We start from the raw sequence: 14729 nt of genomic DNA, 5'->3' as shown, positions 1-14729 counted from the left end.
CTCTTCGAAGTCTTCGGAAGGTCGGGAACGGCGGTCCGGTCGGGAACGGCGGTCCGATCGGGAACCGCGGCCCGGTCGGAAGGAACGGCGGATCGGCCGGATCGGACGGCTCAGCCGTAGACGATCCGCCGCAGCTGGCGGGCCGACAGCTCCGGCGCCGAGACCCGGCGCTGCGGCAGCTCCTCGGCGAGCCGGGCGAAGATCCGCTCGTTGGTCAGACCGCGTGCCTGGAGCTCGGTGTGGCGGCGGCGCACGTACTCCTCGGTGCTCTCGGAGAAGTACGCCAGCACCTCCGCCACGACCCGCGCCGCCTCCCGGGGCCCGAGCGGGCTGGTCCGGGTGAGGTGGGCGAGGAGGTCTTCGTGAGGGTGGGATGAGCTCGGCACGAATCAGGAGCCTAGGTCGGGCTCGCCGCCGAAGCCAAAGTTTCTGCCCGAAATCGGGCAGACATTACGACTTTCAGACCGCATTCACGCCTCCTTCACATTCGACCGCCGATCGGCCACCCGATCACCCCCGTTCCCGAAAGCCCCTTGAAGCGACGCCAACTCCGCACGTAGCGTGACCCCCTGAACACGAAGCGGAAGACCGGAGGCTTGCGGATGTGCGGGATCACCGGATGGGTCGCGTTCGAGCGCGACCTCACCGCCGAACGGGGGGTCATCGAGGCGATGACGGCCACCCAGGTCCGTCGCGGCCCGGACGCCGGCGGCGTGCACCTGGAGCCGCACGCCGCGCTCGGCCACCGCCGGCTCGCGGTGATCGACATCGCGGGCGGCGTCCAGCCGATGACGGCCGAGCACGACGGCCGGACGCTGGCCGTGCTCACCTACAGCGGAGAGGTCTACAACCACCGCGAACTGCGCGCGGACCTGGAGGCGGCCGGGCACCGCTTCCGCACCCGCAGCGACACCGAGGTCGTGCTGCGCGCCTACCTGGAGTGGGGCGAGCACCTGGCCGAGCGGCTCAACGGCATGTTCGCCTTCGCGATCTGGGACGTGCGGCGCGAGGAACTGCTGCTGGTCCGCGACCGGATGGGCGTCAAACCCCTGTACCTCCACCGCACCCAGGACGGCGTGATCTTCGGCTCCGAGGTCAAGGCCCTGCTCGCCCACCCCGCCGTCCGCCCGGTGGTGGACCTGGACGGGCTGCGCGAACTGCTCGGCTACACCCGCACCCCCGGCCTCACCCCGTACCGGGACATCCACGAGGTCCGGCCCGGGCACGTGGTGCGGGTGCGCCGCGAGGGCCTCACGGTGCGCCGCTACTGGGCGCTGGAGGCGCGCGAGCACGGCGACAGCCTGGAGGCCACCGTCGCCACCGTCCGGGCCCTGCTGGACGACATCGTGCACCGCCAGCTGGAGGCGGACGTCCCGCTCTGCTCGCTGCTCTCCGGCGGCCTGGACTCCAGCGCCGTCACCGCCCTCGCCTCCCGGACGCTGGGCGCCGCCGGGGCCGGCCCGGTGCGCTCCTTCTCCGTCGGCTTCGCCGGGCAGAGCGAGACCTTCCACGCCAACGACGTCCGGCAGACCCAGGACGGCCCGTTCGCCCGGCTGCTCGCCGAGCACGTGGGCGCCGACCACAGCGTCGTCGAGCTGGACGCCGCCGACCTGACGGACCCGTCCCGGCGCTCCGCCGTGCTGCGCGCCCGTGACCTGCCCAACGGCGTCGGCGACATGGACACCTCGCTGCTGCTGCTCTTCCGGGGCGTGCGCCGGCACTCCACCGTCGCGCTGTCCGGCGAGTCCGCGGACGAGCTCTTCGGCGGCTACCGCTGGTTCCACGACCCCGAGACCATCGCCGTCGAGGACTTCCCCTGGGCGCTCGGCCTCACCGGCATCGCCGGCGGCGGAGCCACCCCGCGCGAGTACCTCCTGGACGCCGAACTGCTCCGCAAGCTCGACCTGGACGGCTACCGCAGGGCCCGCTACCGCGAGGCGATCGCCGAGGTCCCGCACCTGCCGGCGGCGGATCCGCTGGAACGGCGGATGCGCGAGATCTCGTACCTCAACCTGACCCGCTTCGTCTGCATCCTGCTCGACCGCAAGGACCGGATGAGCATGGCCAACGGCCTGGAGGTCCGGGTGCCGTTCTGCGACCACCGGCTGGTCCAGTACGTCTTCAACGCCCCGTGGGCGATGAAGACCTTCGACGGGCGGGAGAAGAGCCTGCTGCGCGCCGCCGTCCGGGACGTGCTGCCGCCCGCGGTCGCCGAGCGGCCCAAGAGCCCGTACCCCGTCACCACGGACCCGCACTATCCGGCGAAGCTGCGCGCCGAACTGGCCCGGCTCGCCGTCGAGCGCACCTCACCGGCCCTGGACCTGCTCGACCGGCGGCGCCTGACCGACGCGCTCGCCCCGGACACCGACCCGCAGTCCGTCCGGCTGGCCGTGGACCTCGCGCTGGACTTCGACGCCTGGCTGACGGAGTACCGGGTGACGCTGGAGCTGTGAACGCGGGCGCCCCACGGGCCCCCGGGAGAGGCCCCCGGGAGAGGACCGCGGGGCGCCGGGGCGCGGGTGCCACCACCCGGACGGCGCAGTTGGCGACGCCCGCGCCCCCATACTCCGTCCGGGTGATTGTGCGGAGCCCCATCCCGCCGGGCCCCGCGGTCCCAGGGTGCGGTAGCGTCGCCGACACCTCCCGAACGGCGGGCGAATACGCGGATTACCCGCTCATCTGCCGTCAGGATGGAAGCGAAACGTTCACCTCGATCCGCCGGGGGATCCCGTCATGCAGCCGCGAGTCTTCGCGATTCTCACCGCCCTGCTCCTGGGCGTCCTGGGCCTGGGGTCGGTGGCCGTCACCGACTGGTCGCCCGCGGCGGCCACCGCGCCCCAGGCCGCCGCCCCCGGGGGCACCGCCGCCGGCGCCAAGCCGGCCGCGGCCGGTGCCGCGAGCGCCACCCCGACCGGCGACCCGGCGGTGTGGACCCGCTCCACCCTGCGCAACAAGCTGATGGCCGAGATGGACGCCACCGACCCCGGCGTCGCCCTGGCCGACCTCGACAAGATCACCAAGGAGAAGCCGTACACCGTGCGCTTCTGCCACCCGATCGCGCACGAGCTCGGCCACGCGGCGGTCAAGCGCTTCAACGCCGACTTCCAGAAGGTCATCTCCTTCCCGCACGAGACCTGCGCGGCCGGCTACCTGCACGGCGCGGTCGAGGAGATGCTCAACGCCTCCACCCAGCCCGAGACGGACCTGCTCAAGCTCTGCGCGCCCAAGAACAACGGCCCCTGCATCCACGGCGTCGGCCACGGCACGATGTTCGTCGCCAAGCAGGACGTCGCCAAGGCCCGCGACCTGTGCAACAAGTTCCCCTCCGACCAGAACCGGATCCGCTGCTCCGAGGGCCTGTTCATGCAGCTCTTCGGCCCCGACGAGGAGGACGAGCAGGCCAAGGCCAACCTCCCGGCCGACAAGCTCGCCCAGGACCCGCTCTACCCGTGCAAGGACCAGCCGGCGCTGTTCCAGTCCGCCTGCTTCTTCTACGCCCCGACCTTCTACCTGTCCTCGCACGACTACCCGAACCACCCCGAGGTCTACGCCGAGGCCCTCAAGTGGTGCCTCAACGGCAAGGCCGGCGGCGGAGCGGTGGACTGCAGCCGCGGCGTCGGCTCGCGCACCATGAAGTACAACCTGGACCGCGAGGACTGGGCGGCCCAGCAGTGCGCCACCGCCGCCGACGGCTGGCAGCGCAAGGCCTGCGCCGAGGGCCTGGTCAGCTACTACACCGTCAACTACACCGACGGGGGCGCGGCAGGACGGCTCTGCGCCAAGATCACCAACAAGGAGATGCAGGGCTACTGCCGCTCGGCGAGCGGCCTGTCCAGCTCGCTGGACTGACGCCCCGGTCACCCGGACCGACACCCCGGTCTCAGCACGAGGGCCCGCGCCGCACGGCGCGGGCCCGTTTGCGTAGGATCACCCGATCATCGCCTGATCAGGGTGCGCCAAGGACGCCGCGCCTCGCCCCGCCCCTCCCCGGCCTCCCTGGAGCACGCCATGACCACCGAGGACATCCCCGGCGCCGATTTCCGCCGTGCCGCCCACGCCACCGCCGACCTGGTCTCCGACTACCTCGCCGAACTTCCCGGGCGCCCGGTCTGGCAGCCCATGGACGAGGCCGCCCGCCGGGCCCTGCTCGACGCCCCGCTGCCCGCCGAGGGCCGCCCGCTCGACGAGCTGGTCGACGCCATCGGGCGGGACGTCCTCCCGTACCCGATGGGCAACGGCAACCCGCGCTTCTTCGGCTGGGTCAACTCCGCCCCCGCCCCCGCCGGGGTGCTCGCCACCCTCGCCGCCTCCGCGATGAACCCCAGCTCGGCCGGCGGCGACCACGCCGACGTCCACCTGGAGCGCACCGTGGTCCGCTGGACAGCCGAGCTGGTCGGCTTCCCGCACCCGACCGGCGGCGGCCTGCTCACCTCCGGCACCTCGATGGCGACCATCGTCTGCCTCGCCGCCGCCCGCAACCGCGCCGCCCGGCGGGCCGGCCGGGACGTCCGCGAGGAGGGCCTGGCCGGCCTGCCCCCGCTGGTCGGCTACGTCACCGGCGAGACCCACTCCTGCGTCCGCAAGGCCGCCGAACTCCTCGGCCTCGGCAGCCGCCACCTGCGCACCGTGGCCACCGGCCCCGACGGCCGACTGGACACCGCCGACCTGCGGGCGGCCGTCGAGCGCGACCGCGCGGCCGGCCTGCTGCCCTTCCTGGTGGTCGCCTCGGCCGGCACCGTCGGCGCCGGCGCGGTGGACGAGTTCGGCCCGATCGCCGACCTCTGCGAGGAGCAGGGCCTCTGGCTGCACGTGGACGGCGCGTACGGCGCCTTCGGCCGGCTCGACCCGGCCATCGCCCACCGCTACGCCGGACTGGAGCGCGCCGACTCACTCGCCCTCGACCCGCACAAGTGGCTCGGCGTCCCGGTCGACTGCGGCTGCGCGCTGGTCCGCGACACCGAGGAGCTGCGCGGCACCTTCAGCCTCGTCCCGTCCTACCTGCGCGACGAGTCGGCCGGCGCGCTCGGCTGGTTCTCCGAGTACGGCACCGAGCAGACCCGCCCCTTCCGGGCCCTCAAGGTCTGGGCCACCATCGCCCACAGGGGCCGCGCCGGCCTCGCCCAGGACATCGCCCACTGCACCGCGCTGGCCCGACGACTCGGCGAACTCGTCAAGGCGGACGAGGAGTTGGAGCTGCTCGCCGAGGTGCAGACCTCGATCGTGGCGTTCCGCCACCGCGCCCCCGGACTGGACGAGGCCGCCCGCGACGCCCTCAACCGCGACCTCCCCGTCGCCGTCCAGCGGCGCGGCCGGGTCTTCGTCACCGGCGCCCGCCTCGGCGCCGCCGAGATGCTCCGCGCCTGCCTCCTCAACGCCGCCACCACGGAGGACGACCTGCACCTCCTGCTCGCCGAGGTCAAGGCCGCGGCCGCCGAACTGCTCGGATAGCGGCACCGGATCCGCGCCCACCGCCCCGGCCCGTCCGGCGGGCGCGGATCCGGCCGGCGGTCAGTCCTGCGCCTCAGTCCTCCGCCTCAGTCCTCCGCCTCGACCCCGACCCCGACCCCGACCTCGGTCTCGACCAGGAACTCGTTCACGGCAAGGCTCCGTTCTCCAGGGGGCCGCGGCGGGGTCACACCTCTCGCCGCCCTTCGCACCGCCAGGTCTCAAAACTGCCCTGAGCCGCCCTCACCGCGCCGGCGGGGGCGCGGTGAGGGCGGGCCGGCTCAGCCCCGCCCGGCGGGCCGCACCGTGCAGGCCGCGTCGGCGAGCATCGACCCGAAGCCGCCGAACAGGGCGCCGATCACCTGGTGGCAGGCGGCGGCCTCCTCGGGCGTCTTGGGGCCGTTGTCGGCGGCGCCGGCCGGCCGGGCGAGGGCGAGCGGCACGGCCAGCAGCAGGGCGCAACAGGCCGTCGCCAGTGCGGAGTTCCTCACGGACGTGGAAGCGGACATCGGAAAGCCCCTTCGGAAGGAGTCGGGATCGGCGGAAAGCCGAGCCATCCCTATCCGAAGGGGCTCCCCCGCTCAGGGATCCTGGGCCATCCGTGAGCGTTTCCGCAGCATCTGATCAGAAGCAGCATTCGATCAGAAGCGGCATCCGGTCAGCGGCGCCGTCCGGTCAGCGCCCCGGGCGCTCGCCGGGCACCGTCCGCTCCACCTCCCGGATCGCGGCGGCCAGCTCGGCCACCCCGTGCTCCCGCAGCACCCCGTAGTGGTCGCCGGCCAGGTCGACCACGGTGGGCGGGGCGGCCGAGTAGCCGCTGCGGCCCTCGATGAAGGAGTAGTCGTCGCCCGTTGCCCTGAAGAGGGTCACCGGCGCCTCCAGCCGCCGCTCGGCGAGTTCGCGGAAGCTGTACTCGAACTCGTAGGTCTCACCGACGATCCCGGTGATCCGCCGGATCAGCTCCTCGTCCAGCTCCGGCAGCATCCGGTGCACGAAGGCGACGAAGGTCGGCTCGTCCACCGTCTCGGCCAGGCACCGTTCCAGTTCGGGGCCGCCGATCCGACCGGTGAACACCCCGAACAGGACGGTCAGGTACCCCGGGTCGGTGTACGAGGCCTCACGGCCCCGCCGACGGCCGTCGCCGTGACGCACCTTCGGGTTGCCGGGGCAGATCAGCAGCAGGCGCTCCACCCGCTGCCCGGCCCGCTCCAGCTGCCAGGCCGCCTCGAAGGCGACCCGGGCGCCGAAGGAGAAGCCCCACAGCGTGTACGGGCCCCGCGGCTGCACCCGGCGCAGCTCGGCGACGTCGGCGGCGGCCATCTCCCGGATGGTCGGGTACGGCGTCTCGCCGGGGTTGATGCCGTACGCCTGGACGCCGTAGAACGCCCGGCCCCCGCTCGCCTCGCGGCCGAGCGGCCGCAGGTTCATCGGGTAGCCGCCGAGGCCGGGCCAGCAGAACACCGCCCGGCCGGCGTCGCCCGGGTGCAGCGGTATCAGCCGGGAGGCCGCGCCCCCGCCGCCACTCTCCCCGCGGCCCCCGCCGTCGCCCTCCCCGCGCGCCCGCTCGATGCGCCCGGCCAGGTCACCCAGCCGGGGGCACTCGAAGAGCACCTGCAGCGGCAGGGCGACGCCGAACTCCCGGTTGATCCGGTTGACCAGGGCGACGGCGATCAGCGAGTTCCCGCCGACGGCGAAGAACTCGTCCGTCACCGACACGTCCTCGTAGTTCAGCGCCCGCCCCCAGGCCTCGGCCAGCCACCGCTCGTACCCGGTGGCCGGGGCGACGAACTCGCCGCGCACGTCGGCCGTGCGGACGGCCTCGGACGCGGCCAGCGCCTTGAGGTCCACCTTGCCGTTCGCGGTGAGCGGCAGGGCGTCCAGCACCAGCACCCGGCCCGGCAGCATGTAGTCGGGCAGCAGGGTGGCCAGTTCCTCCTTGATGATCTCGGCCGGGCCCTTCATGTGGACGGTGTCCTCGTGCATGCCCTCGCTGCGGATCTGCTCCTCGCTCACCTTGCCGCCGAGGAAGAAGTACGACGGTCCCGGCGTGATGCCGCGGCCGGCCAGGATCTCGTCGATGCGGCGTGCGGCGGGCAGCGGGTGGCCGGATTTGGAGCTGTAGCCGGAGGACATGAAGCCCATGGCCAGGCCGTTGCGCTGGAGGCGGTGCAGCACCGCGCCGAGTTCGACGTACTGCAGCCACTCCTCCTCGGCGCGGCTGACGGCGGTGATGCCGAACGAGGCCCGGGCGTAGACGGCCTGGTTGATCGCGATCACGTGCCGGGACTCCACCACCTCGTCCGAGACGTGCGTCAACTCGCCGTCGGCGTACCGGTAGAGGCCGCCGCGCAGGCCGTCCACCCGGCCCTCGTGGGCCTGGACGTACAGCTCGACGCGCTCGGCCCGCGCCGGGCCGCCGGCCCGGACGACGGCGAAGCCGCCCAGATAGTGGTCCTCCTCGGCGACGTCCAGCCGGTCCTTGACCGCCGGGTCGAGGCCGAGCGGGCGCACGTCCAGCCCGTACCCGGGCAGCACCTCCGCCAGGACGCCCAGCATGTGGCCGGTCTCGAACTCCAGCACCTCCCGGATGTTGTTCTTGTAGACCGGCTCGACGGCGCCGTGCTTCCCGGAGAAGTGCAGCGTCAGGTAGGCCTCGGACGCGGGCTCGGCGGGCCCGATCCGGACCAGGACGTGCTCGACCGGGTGGTAGTAGTACAGCCCGGCGGCGAGCCCGTCCAGGCCGTCGGTCTCCAGGTACAGCTGGGTCGCGTACAGCGCGCCGGGCGAGGCGTAGGAGTACTTGGGCAGCAGCCGCTCCCCGCTGTGGAACTGGCCGAACCACCGCAGCACGCAGCCGAGTTCCGGCAGGCCCAGGAGCTCCGGGGCGCGGCCGCAGGCGCCGGCCGGGCGCGGGGCGAGCAGCGCGGTGAGGTCGTCCCGGGTGACGGCGCCGCCCTCGTAGAACCGGTAGGTCTTGCGGGCGAAGGTCTCCCGGCGCTGCTCCTCGGTCTCCTTCCGTCCGGGCAGCTCGACCCGTTCGCGGCCGGCCAGTCCGCTCCGGTCGCGCAGGCCCGGGTCGGACAGCTGGGCCTTGACCTGGAGCTTGCTGGCTTTGGACTGGTGGTGGCCGCCGTGGCTGCCCTGGTCCATCAGGGCGGCCTCGCGCGGGTTGAGTTCGACGCAGGCGACCAGGTTCGGGTGCCCGGTGCGGTCGTCCCCGGTGACGACCGCGGCCGCGCGGCGCACCCAGGTGTGCTCCTCGATCGCGCGGGCGATCTCGTCCAGCTCGACCCGGTACCCGCGCAGCTTGACCTGGTTGTCCACCCGGCCGGCGAACTGCAGGGTGCCGTCCGGGTTCCACTGCACGAGGTCGCCGGTGCGGTACAGCCGCTCGCCGGGGTCGAACGGGGCGCGGACGAACCGCTCCGCGGTCAGCTCCGGCCGGTTCAGGTAGCCGCGGGCGAGCTGGACGCCGCCGATGTACAGCTCGCCGACGCCGTCGGCGGCGACCGGCAGCAGCTCCTCGTCGAGGACGTAGCACCGGGTGTCGGCCACCGGTCGGCCGATCGGCACCGAGCCCGCGCCGTCGCCCGGATCGGCCGGGTCCACCAGGTGCGAGGTGGCGTTGATGGTGCACTCGGTCGGGCCGTACAGGTTGACCAGCGCGGCCTGCGGCAGGGCCTGGAGCAGGTCGCGGGCGAGCCGCCGGGAGAGTGCCTCGCCGCCGGCGAACACCCGGGTCAGGCCGGTGCAGTCGGTGAAGCCCTCGGTGTCCAGCAGCGCCCGCAGCAGGGTGGGCACGCACTGGAGCGCGGTCACCCGGTGCCGCCGGACGGCGGCGACCAGCGCCTCCGGGTCGCGGTACAGGCCGGGCGTGCCGGCCACCACCCGGGCGCCGACGGCGGGGGCGAGGATCTCCCACTGCGCGGCGTCGAAGCTCATCGGGGTCTTCTGCAGCACCGTGACCTCGGGGTCCAGGTGCCCGGCGGAGTGCATCCAGCGCAGCTGGGAGACCACCGAGCGGTGCTCGATCATCACGCCCTTGGGCCGGCCGGTGCTGCCCGAGGTGTAGATCACATAGGCGAGCGACTCCGGCGCGGCGGCCTCCTCCGCCGCTTCCTCCGCCGCCGCGTCCGGCAGCGGCTCGGCGTCCTCGACGGTGAGGACCGCGGTCCCGGCGGGGGCCAGTGCGGCGAGCCGCTCGCGCAGGTGCGCCTGGGTGAGCACGATCCGGGTGCCGCTGTCCTCGAGCATGTAGCGGAGCCGGTCCTCGGGGTACTCGGGCGACAGCGGCAGGTAGCCGGCCCCGGCGTGGAGCACGCCCCAGGCCCCGGCGACCAGCTCGACGGACGGCTCGACGTACAGGCCGACGCAGCCGTCCGGGCCGGCGCCCAGCCGGCGCAGCCGCGCGGCCAGCCGGCGGGCCGTCCCGGACAGCTCCCGGAAGGTGAGGCCGCCGCCCTCACCGAGGACGGCCGGCGCGTCGGGCCGGATGCCCGCCTGCCGGTCGAGCAGCCCGGTCAGCGCGGTGCCGACCGGAGCACGGCGGGCGTGCGGGACGGCGGGGGTGGCGGTGTCGGTGTCGGTGTCGGTGGTGGGGACGGACGGGGTGTCGCGCATGAGAAATGACTTTCGATGGTGCGTGGACGGACGGGCCCGGTGCTCCCGCTCACCAGGAGCACCGGGATCGCCACCCACCGTCGGCCGCCCGGCGTCCCGGCCGCATGAGGCACCGGTCGGGACCTGCGCGGGTGCCGTCCCGGCCGGCCCGCCCGACGTCCCGGGCGGGAGCCCGCCCGGTCCCACGCCGCCCGAGCGCCGCCGGGCATTCGCGCGTTCACGATCACGTAACCGAACGGAAGCGCACCGTCGGTAGCGTCGGCGGCATGAAGGCATCCCGCACGCGCCCCGAACGGCTCTGGCACCGGCCCTTCCGCAGGTCCGACCGCAGGTGCGCGGCGCCCCAGGGCCAGGCCACCCGGCTGCCCGCGCTCACCGGCGGCCCGTACCGGACCGGCCGGCCGCAGCCGCCCGCGGAGCATGCCGCCGGCCAGGCACCGGAGGCCCCGTCCCGGCTGTCCCTGCCGGACGGGACCGAGCTGCTGCTGCGCCCGGCCGGGCCGGCCGACCGGGCGGCGGCACTGGCGATGCACGGCCGCTGCTCCCCCGCCGCGCTGCGGCTGCGCTACCACGGCCCGGTCCGCGACGCCGGCCGCTACCTGGACCACCTGCTGGACCCCCGGCACGGCCGCAGCCTCGTCGTGACCGCCCCGGACGGGCGGATCGTCGCGCTCGGGCACCTGATGTGGGACGACGGCGAGGCCGAGCTGGCCGTCCTGGTCGAGGACGCCTGGCAGCGGCGCGGGCTGGGCCTGGCGCTGCTGCGGCGGCTGTCGGCGGCGGCCCGGGCGGCCGGCGTGGGGACGGTGTACGCGGTGACCCACGGCGACAACGCCGGGCTGATCGCCGCGATGCGGCGGCTGGACGCGCCGCTGGACTTCCGGGCCGAGGACGGCACCCTGGTGATCACCGCCACGTTGGCCGCCGCGGATCCGGCCGGATGCGCCCACCGCCCGAACCGCTGATCATTTCTTCACCAGATCCTTACCCGGGTCGCTCGGGAACCCCGCGGTGCCCGTGGAGCGTCGTGAAGGAGTGGGGGTTTGGAGCCGATCCCTTGGGACCGCTCCGTACACCGCTCTCCCCGGCAGGCCGTCAGCGACGCCCGCGAACGCGTCGCAGCAGGCGGCACGGGGTCCGGATCGTCCGGCCGGGCTACGGAGTCGGTAGGCTGACCCCCGTCCCCGCCGCCCGTCGGCCCGTTATCCGGCCACGGGTGGTGCCGCAGCAAGGAGGAACCACTGAGCATGGCAGGCACCGAATCGGAGCCCACAGGCGCACGCGACGCCTCGCTGCCGGCCCGCGCCAAGATCGCGGTCACCGCCGGCCGGGTCGCCGCCGCCGTGTCGCGCAAGGCCGGGCGCGGGAGCGGCTCGGTGATCGGCGGCAAGGTCGCCCTCAAGCTCGACCCCGACCTGCTCGCCACCCTCGCCGACCACCTCGACGTCGTCCTGGTCAGCGCGACCAACGGCAAGACCACCACCACCCGCCTGATCGCCGAGGCGCTGCGCGCCGCCGGCCCGGTGGTCTCCAACGCCCTGGGCGCCAACATGCCGGCCGGCATCACCTCCGCCCTGGCCGGCGGCACGGACGCCCGTTTCGGCGTGATCGAGGTCGACGAGAAGTACCTGGCGACGGTCGCCCGCGACACCCGCCCCAAGGCGATCGCCCTGCTCAACCTCTCCCGCGACCAGCTCGACCGCGCCGCCGAGACCCGGATGATGGCCGAGAAGTGGCGCGAGGGCCTGCAGAACACCGAGGCCGTGGTCATCGCCAACGCCGACGACCCGCTGGTGACCTGGGCCGCCTCCTCCTGCAAGAAGGTGGTCTGGGTGGCCGCCGGACAGGCCTGGAAGGAGGACGCCTGGTCCTGCCCCGCCTGCGGCGGTGTCATGCAGCGCCCCGGCGACGACTGGTTCTGCCAGGACTGCGGCTTCCGCCGTCCCAACCCGCACTGGGCGCTCCAGGGCACCCACGTGATCGACCCGCAGCGCGGCGCCTGGCCGATCCAGCTCCAGCTGCCGGGCCGGGCCAACCTGGCCAACGCCACCAGCTCCGCCGCCGTCGCCGCCGTGTTCGGCGTCGCCCCGCAGGTCGCCCTGGAGCGGATGCGCTCGGTGGCCGCCGTGGCCGGCCGCTACGACGTGGTCCAGTACCAGGGCCGGGACATCCGCCTGCTGCTGGCCAAGAACCCGGCCGGCTGGCTGGAGACCTTCTCGCTGATCGACGGCCCGCCCGCCCCGGTGATCCTCTCCGTCAACGCCCTCGACGCCGACGGCACCGACACCTCCTGGCTGTGGGACGTCGACTACGAGCGCCTCGCCGGGCACCCGGTCTTCGTGATGGGCCAGCGCAAGCTGGACCTGGCCGTCCGCCTGGAGGTCGCCGGGCTCCAGTTCCACGTGGTGGACACCCTGGAGCAGGCCGTCCGGATGGCCCCGCCCGGCCGGATCGAGGCCATCGCCAACTACACCGCCTTCCAGCAGCTGCGGAAGGTCGTGGCCGGCTGATGCCGCGCCCGCACACCAGTCTTTACGTGACGGAAGGCCTTCGAGGATGAGTGAGAGCAGCCTGCGCGTGGTCTGGGTCTACCCGGACCTGCTCAGCACCTACGGCGACCGGGGCAACGCCCTGGTCGTGGAGCGCCGGGCCCGCCAGCGCCACCTCAACGTGACCCGGATCGACGTCCGCTCCGACCAGGCGATCCCCACCAGCGGTGACATCTACCTGATCGGCGGCGGCGAGGACCGCCCGCAGCGCCTGGCCGCCGAGCGGCTGCGCGCCGACACCGGCCTGGTGCGGGCCGCCGAGAACGGTGCGATCATCTTCGGCGTCTGCGCCGGTTTCCAGATCATGGGCCACGAGTTCATCAACGACCTCGGCGAGCGCGAGCCGGGCCTGGGCCTGCTCGACGTCTGGACCACCCGCGGCGAGGGCGCCCGCTGCGTCGGCGACGTGCTCGCCGACGTCGACCCCCGGCTCGGCCTGCCGCAGCTGACGGGCTTCGAGAACCACCAGGGCGTCACCCACCTCGGCCAGGGCGTGCAGCCCTTCGCCACCGTCAACGTCGGTCGGGGCAACGGCACCGGTGACGGCACCGAGGGCGCCTGGCGGGACACCGTGTTCGGCACCTACCTGCACGGCCCGGTGCTGGCCCGCAACCCCGCCGTGGCCGACATGCTGCTGAAGCTCGCGCTGGACGTCAGCGCGCTGCCGCCGGCGGACACCACCTGGTACGACGCGCTGCGCGCCGAGCGCATCGCGGCCGCGACGCGCCCCCAGTAGTACATCCGTACGCCCCGGCCGGGTGCCCGCCATGCGGTCACCCGGTCCGCGGGCGGCCCCGGAAGTACCACAATGGGGCTGCCTACTGCACACCCTCCTCGGCAGCAGGCTGCAATTCCGCGCGGGGGCGCCGACGGCGCCGCTCCCGCGTCGGCTCCTGCCCGGCCGGACCAGGGGCCGTATGCTCGACTTCGCGGCCGTTTTCGGACGTTCTGTCCGGATCGGCCGGTCCTTCACCCCTCGGCCACCTCCCCGCCACCCCGGCGTGGGAGCGCCCCGTTACGGTGACGGCTCGTCGTCCCAGCCTGTAGTCCGGCCGTTCCTCGGTTCTGCTCGGGAGTTGCAAAGCTAATGCGTATTGGAGTGCTGACCAGCGGCGGTGACTGCCCCGGCCTGAACGCGGTGATCCGTTCCGTGGTCCACCGGGGGGTGGTCGACCACGGCGACGAGATCATCGGGTTCGAGGACGGGTGGCGCGGGTTCCTGGAGGGCCACCACCGCCCCCTGACCCTGGACTCGGTGAGCGGCATCCTGGCCCAGGGCGGCACCATCCTCGGTTCCTCCCGGGTCCAGCCGAGCCACCTCCGGGACGGCGTCGAGCGGGCCAGGAAGTACTGCTCCGACCTCGGCCTGGACGCGGTCATCCCGATCGGCGGCGAGGGCACCCTGAAGGCCGCCAAGCTGATGAGCGACGCGGGCCTGCCGATCGTCGGCGTGCCGAAGACCATCGACAACGACATCGCCGCCACCGACGTGACCTTCGGCTTCGACACCGCCGTCTCGGTGGCCACCGAGGCGCTGGACCGTCTGAAGACCACCGCCGAGTCCCACCAGCGGGTCATGGTCGTCGAGGTCATGGGCCGCCACACCGGGTGGATCGCGCTGAACGCGGGCATGGCGGCCGGCGCGCACGCCATCGTCGTCCCGGAGCGCCCGTTCCACATCGACAAGCTCACCGAGGTCGTCCGCGAGCGCTTCGACCGGCAGAAGAAGTTCGCCATCGTGGTCTGCGCCGAGGGCGCCAAGCCCGAGCCCGGCACCATGCACTGGGAGGAGGGCACCAAGGACATCTACGGCCACGAGCGGTTCACCGGCATCGCCACCCAGCTCTCCCGCGAGCTGGAGCACCGTCTCGGCAAGGAGGCCCGCCCGGTGATCCTCGGCCACACCCAGCGCGGCGGCACCCCGACCGCCTACGACCGGGTGCTCGCCACCCGCTTCGGCTGGCACGCCGTCGAGGCCGTCCACAAGGGCGCCTTCGGGCACATCACCGCACTGCAGGGCACCAACATCAACCTGGTGCCGCTGGCCGAGGCGGTCGCCGAGCTGAAGACCGTGCCGCAGGACCGCTACCTGGAGGCCGAGACGGTCATCTGACC

At 73.7% G+C, this 14729-nt stretch carries 10 protein-coding genes; 7 read left to right on the top strand and 3 right to left on the bottom strand.

Annotation, left to right across the window (positions count from 1 at the left end; translation table 11 throughout):
* Nucleotides 1-110: 110 nt before the first annotated feature.
* The gene (locus ACZ5OX_RS13425) at nucleotides 111-386 is read right to left on the bottom strand and encodes a hypothetical protein (protein ID WP_359817625.1); all 276 of its coding nucleotides are present in this window, start codon (nucleotides 384-386) and stop codon (nucleotides 111-113) included.
* Between the two features lie 216 nt (nucleotides 387-602).
* On the opposite strand from ACZ5OX_RS13425, the gene asnB reads away from it, so the two are divergent.
* The 3 genes from asnB (at nucleotide 603) to ACZ5OX_RS13410 (ending at nucleotide 5448) form a co-directional block, all read left to right on the top strand.
* Nucleotides 603-2453 carry an asparagine synthase (glutamine-hydrolyzing) gene (gene asnB, locus ACZ5OX_RS13420; protein ID WP_465630017.1) on the top strand — a complete coding sequence of 617 codons (1851 nt, stop codon included), beginning with the start codon at nucleotides 603-605 and terminating at the stop codon, nucleotides 2451-2453.
* A 280-nt stretch (nucleotides 2454-2733) separates the two neighbouring features.
* Nucleotides 2734-3849: a hypothetical protein gene (locus ACZ5OX_RS13415; RefSeq protein WP_465630016.1), complete on the top strand. Its 1116-nt coding sequence runs from the start codon at nucleotides 2734-2736 to the stop codon at nucleotides 3847-3849.
* Between the two features lie 159 nt (nucleotides 3850-4008).
* Nucleotides 4009-5448: a pyridoxal phosphate-dependent decarboxylase family protein gene (locus ACZ5OX_RS13410; RefSeq protein WP_465630015.1), complete on the top strand. Its 1440-nt coding sequence runs from the start codon at nucleotides 4009-4011 to the stop codon at nucleotides 5446-5448.
* A 278-nt stretch (nucleotides 5449-5726) separates the two neighbouring features.
* Here the strand turns inward: ACZ5OX_RS13410 and ACZ5OX_RS13405 are convergent, their stop codons facing one another.
* Together ACZ5OX_RS13405 and ACZ5OX_RS13400 are read right to left on the bottom strand one after the other, a co-directional pair.
* On the bottom strand, nucleotides 5727-5954 hold the full coding sequence (locus tag ACZ5OX_RS13405) for a hypothetical protein (RefSeq protein WP_465630014.1): 228 nt from the start codon (nucleotides 5952-5954) through the stop codon (nucleotides 5727-5729).
* A gap of 166 nt (nucleotides 5955-6120) precedes the next feature.
* The gene (locus ACZ5OX_RS13400; protein ID WP_465630013.1) at nucleotides 6121-10065 is read right to left on the bottom strand and encodes a non-ribosomal peptide synthetase family protein; all 3945 of its coding nucleotides are present in this window, start codon (nucleotides 10063-10065) and stop codon (nucleotides 6121-6123) included.
* A 266-nt stretch (nucleotides 10066-10331) separates the two neighbouring features.
* Between ACZ5OX_RS13400 and ACZ5OX_RS13395 the strand changes: the two genes are divergently transcribed.
* From ACZ5OX_RS13395 to ACZ5OX_RS13380, 4 genes are all read left to right on the top strand, one after another.
* Nucleotides 10332-11030: a GNAT family N-acetyltransferase gene (locus ACZ5OX_RS13395; protein ID WP_465630012.1), complete on the top strand. Its 699-nt coding sequence runs from the start codon at nucleotides 10332-10334 to the stop codon at nucleotides 11028-11030.
* A 282-nt stretch (nucleotides 11031-11312) separates the two neighbouring features.
* The gene (locus tag ACZ5OX_RS13390; protein ID WP_224281748.1) at nucleotides 11313-12575 is read left to right on the top strand and encodes a MurT ligase domain-containing protein; all 1263 of its coding nucleotides are present in this window, start codon (nucleotides 11313-11315) and stop codon (nucleotides 12573-12575) included.
* 46 nt (nucleotides 12576-12621) lie between these two features.
* Nucleotides 12622-13350 (top strand): type 1 glutamine amidotransferase, encoded by a 729-nt coding sequence (locus ACZ5OX_RS13385; RefSeq protein WP_392876158.1) that lies wholly within the window; start codon nucleotides 12622-12624, stop codon nucleotides 13348-13350.
* Nucleotides 13351-13701: 351 nt separating this feature from the next.
* Entirely contained in the window at nucleotides 13702-14727 is a 1026-nt protein-coding gene (locus tag ACZ5OX_RS13380; RefSeq protein ID WP_392876160.1) for a 6-phosphofructokinase, read from the top strand.
* Nucleotides 14728-14729 lie beyond the last annotated feature (2 nt).

This window comes from Kitasatospora sp. NPDC032121, assembly GCF_055580145.1.
This window is presented reverse-complemented; position numbering and strand designations above follow the sequence as displayed.

Coding starts and splice junctions, on each gene's coding strand:
- asnB (WP_465630017.1), top strand. CDS start 603: ATGTGCGGGATCACCGGATGGGTCGCGTTCGAGCGCGACCTCACCGCC.
- ACZ5OX_RS13415 (WP_465630016.1), top strand. CDS start 2,734: ATGCAGCCGCGAGTCTTCGCGATTCTCACCGCCCTGCTCCTGGGCGTC.
- ACZ5OX_RS13410 (WP_465630015.1), top strand. CDS start 4,009: ATGACCACCGAGGACATCCCCGGCGCCGATTTCCGCCGTGCCGCCCAC.
- ACZ5OX_RS13405 (WP_465630014.1), bottom strand. CDS start 5,954: ATGTCCGCTTCCACGTCCGTGAGGAACTCCGCACTGGCGACGGCCTGT.
- ACZ5OX_RS13400 (WP_465630013.1), bottom strand. CDS start 10,065: ATGCGCGACACCCCGTCCGTCCCCACCACCGACACCGACACCGACACC.
- ACZ5OX_RS13395 (WP_465630012.1), top strand. CDS start 10,332: ATGAAGGCATCCCGCACGCGCCCCGAACGGCTCTGGCACCGGCCCTTC.
- ACZ5OX_RS13390 (WP_224281748.1), top strand. CDS start 11,313: ATGGCAGGCACCGAATCGGAGCCCACAGGCGCACGCGACGCCTCGCTG.
- ACZ5OX_RS13385 (WP_392876158.1), top strand. CDS start 12,622: ATGAGTGAGAGCAGCCTGCGCGTGGTCTGGGTCTACCCGGACCTGCTC.
- ACZ5OX_RS13380 (WP_392876160.1), top strand. CDS start 13,702: ATGCGTATTGGAGTGCTGACCAGCGGCGGTGACTGCCCCGGCCTGAAC.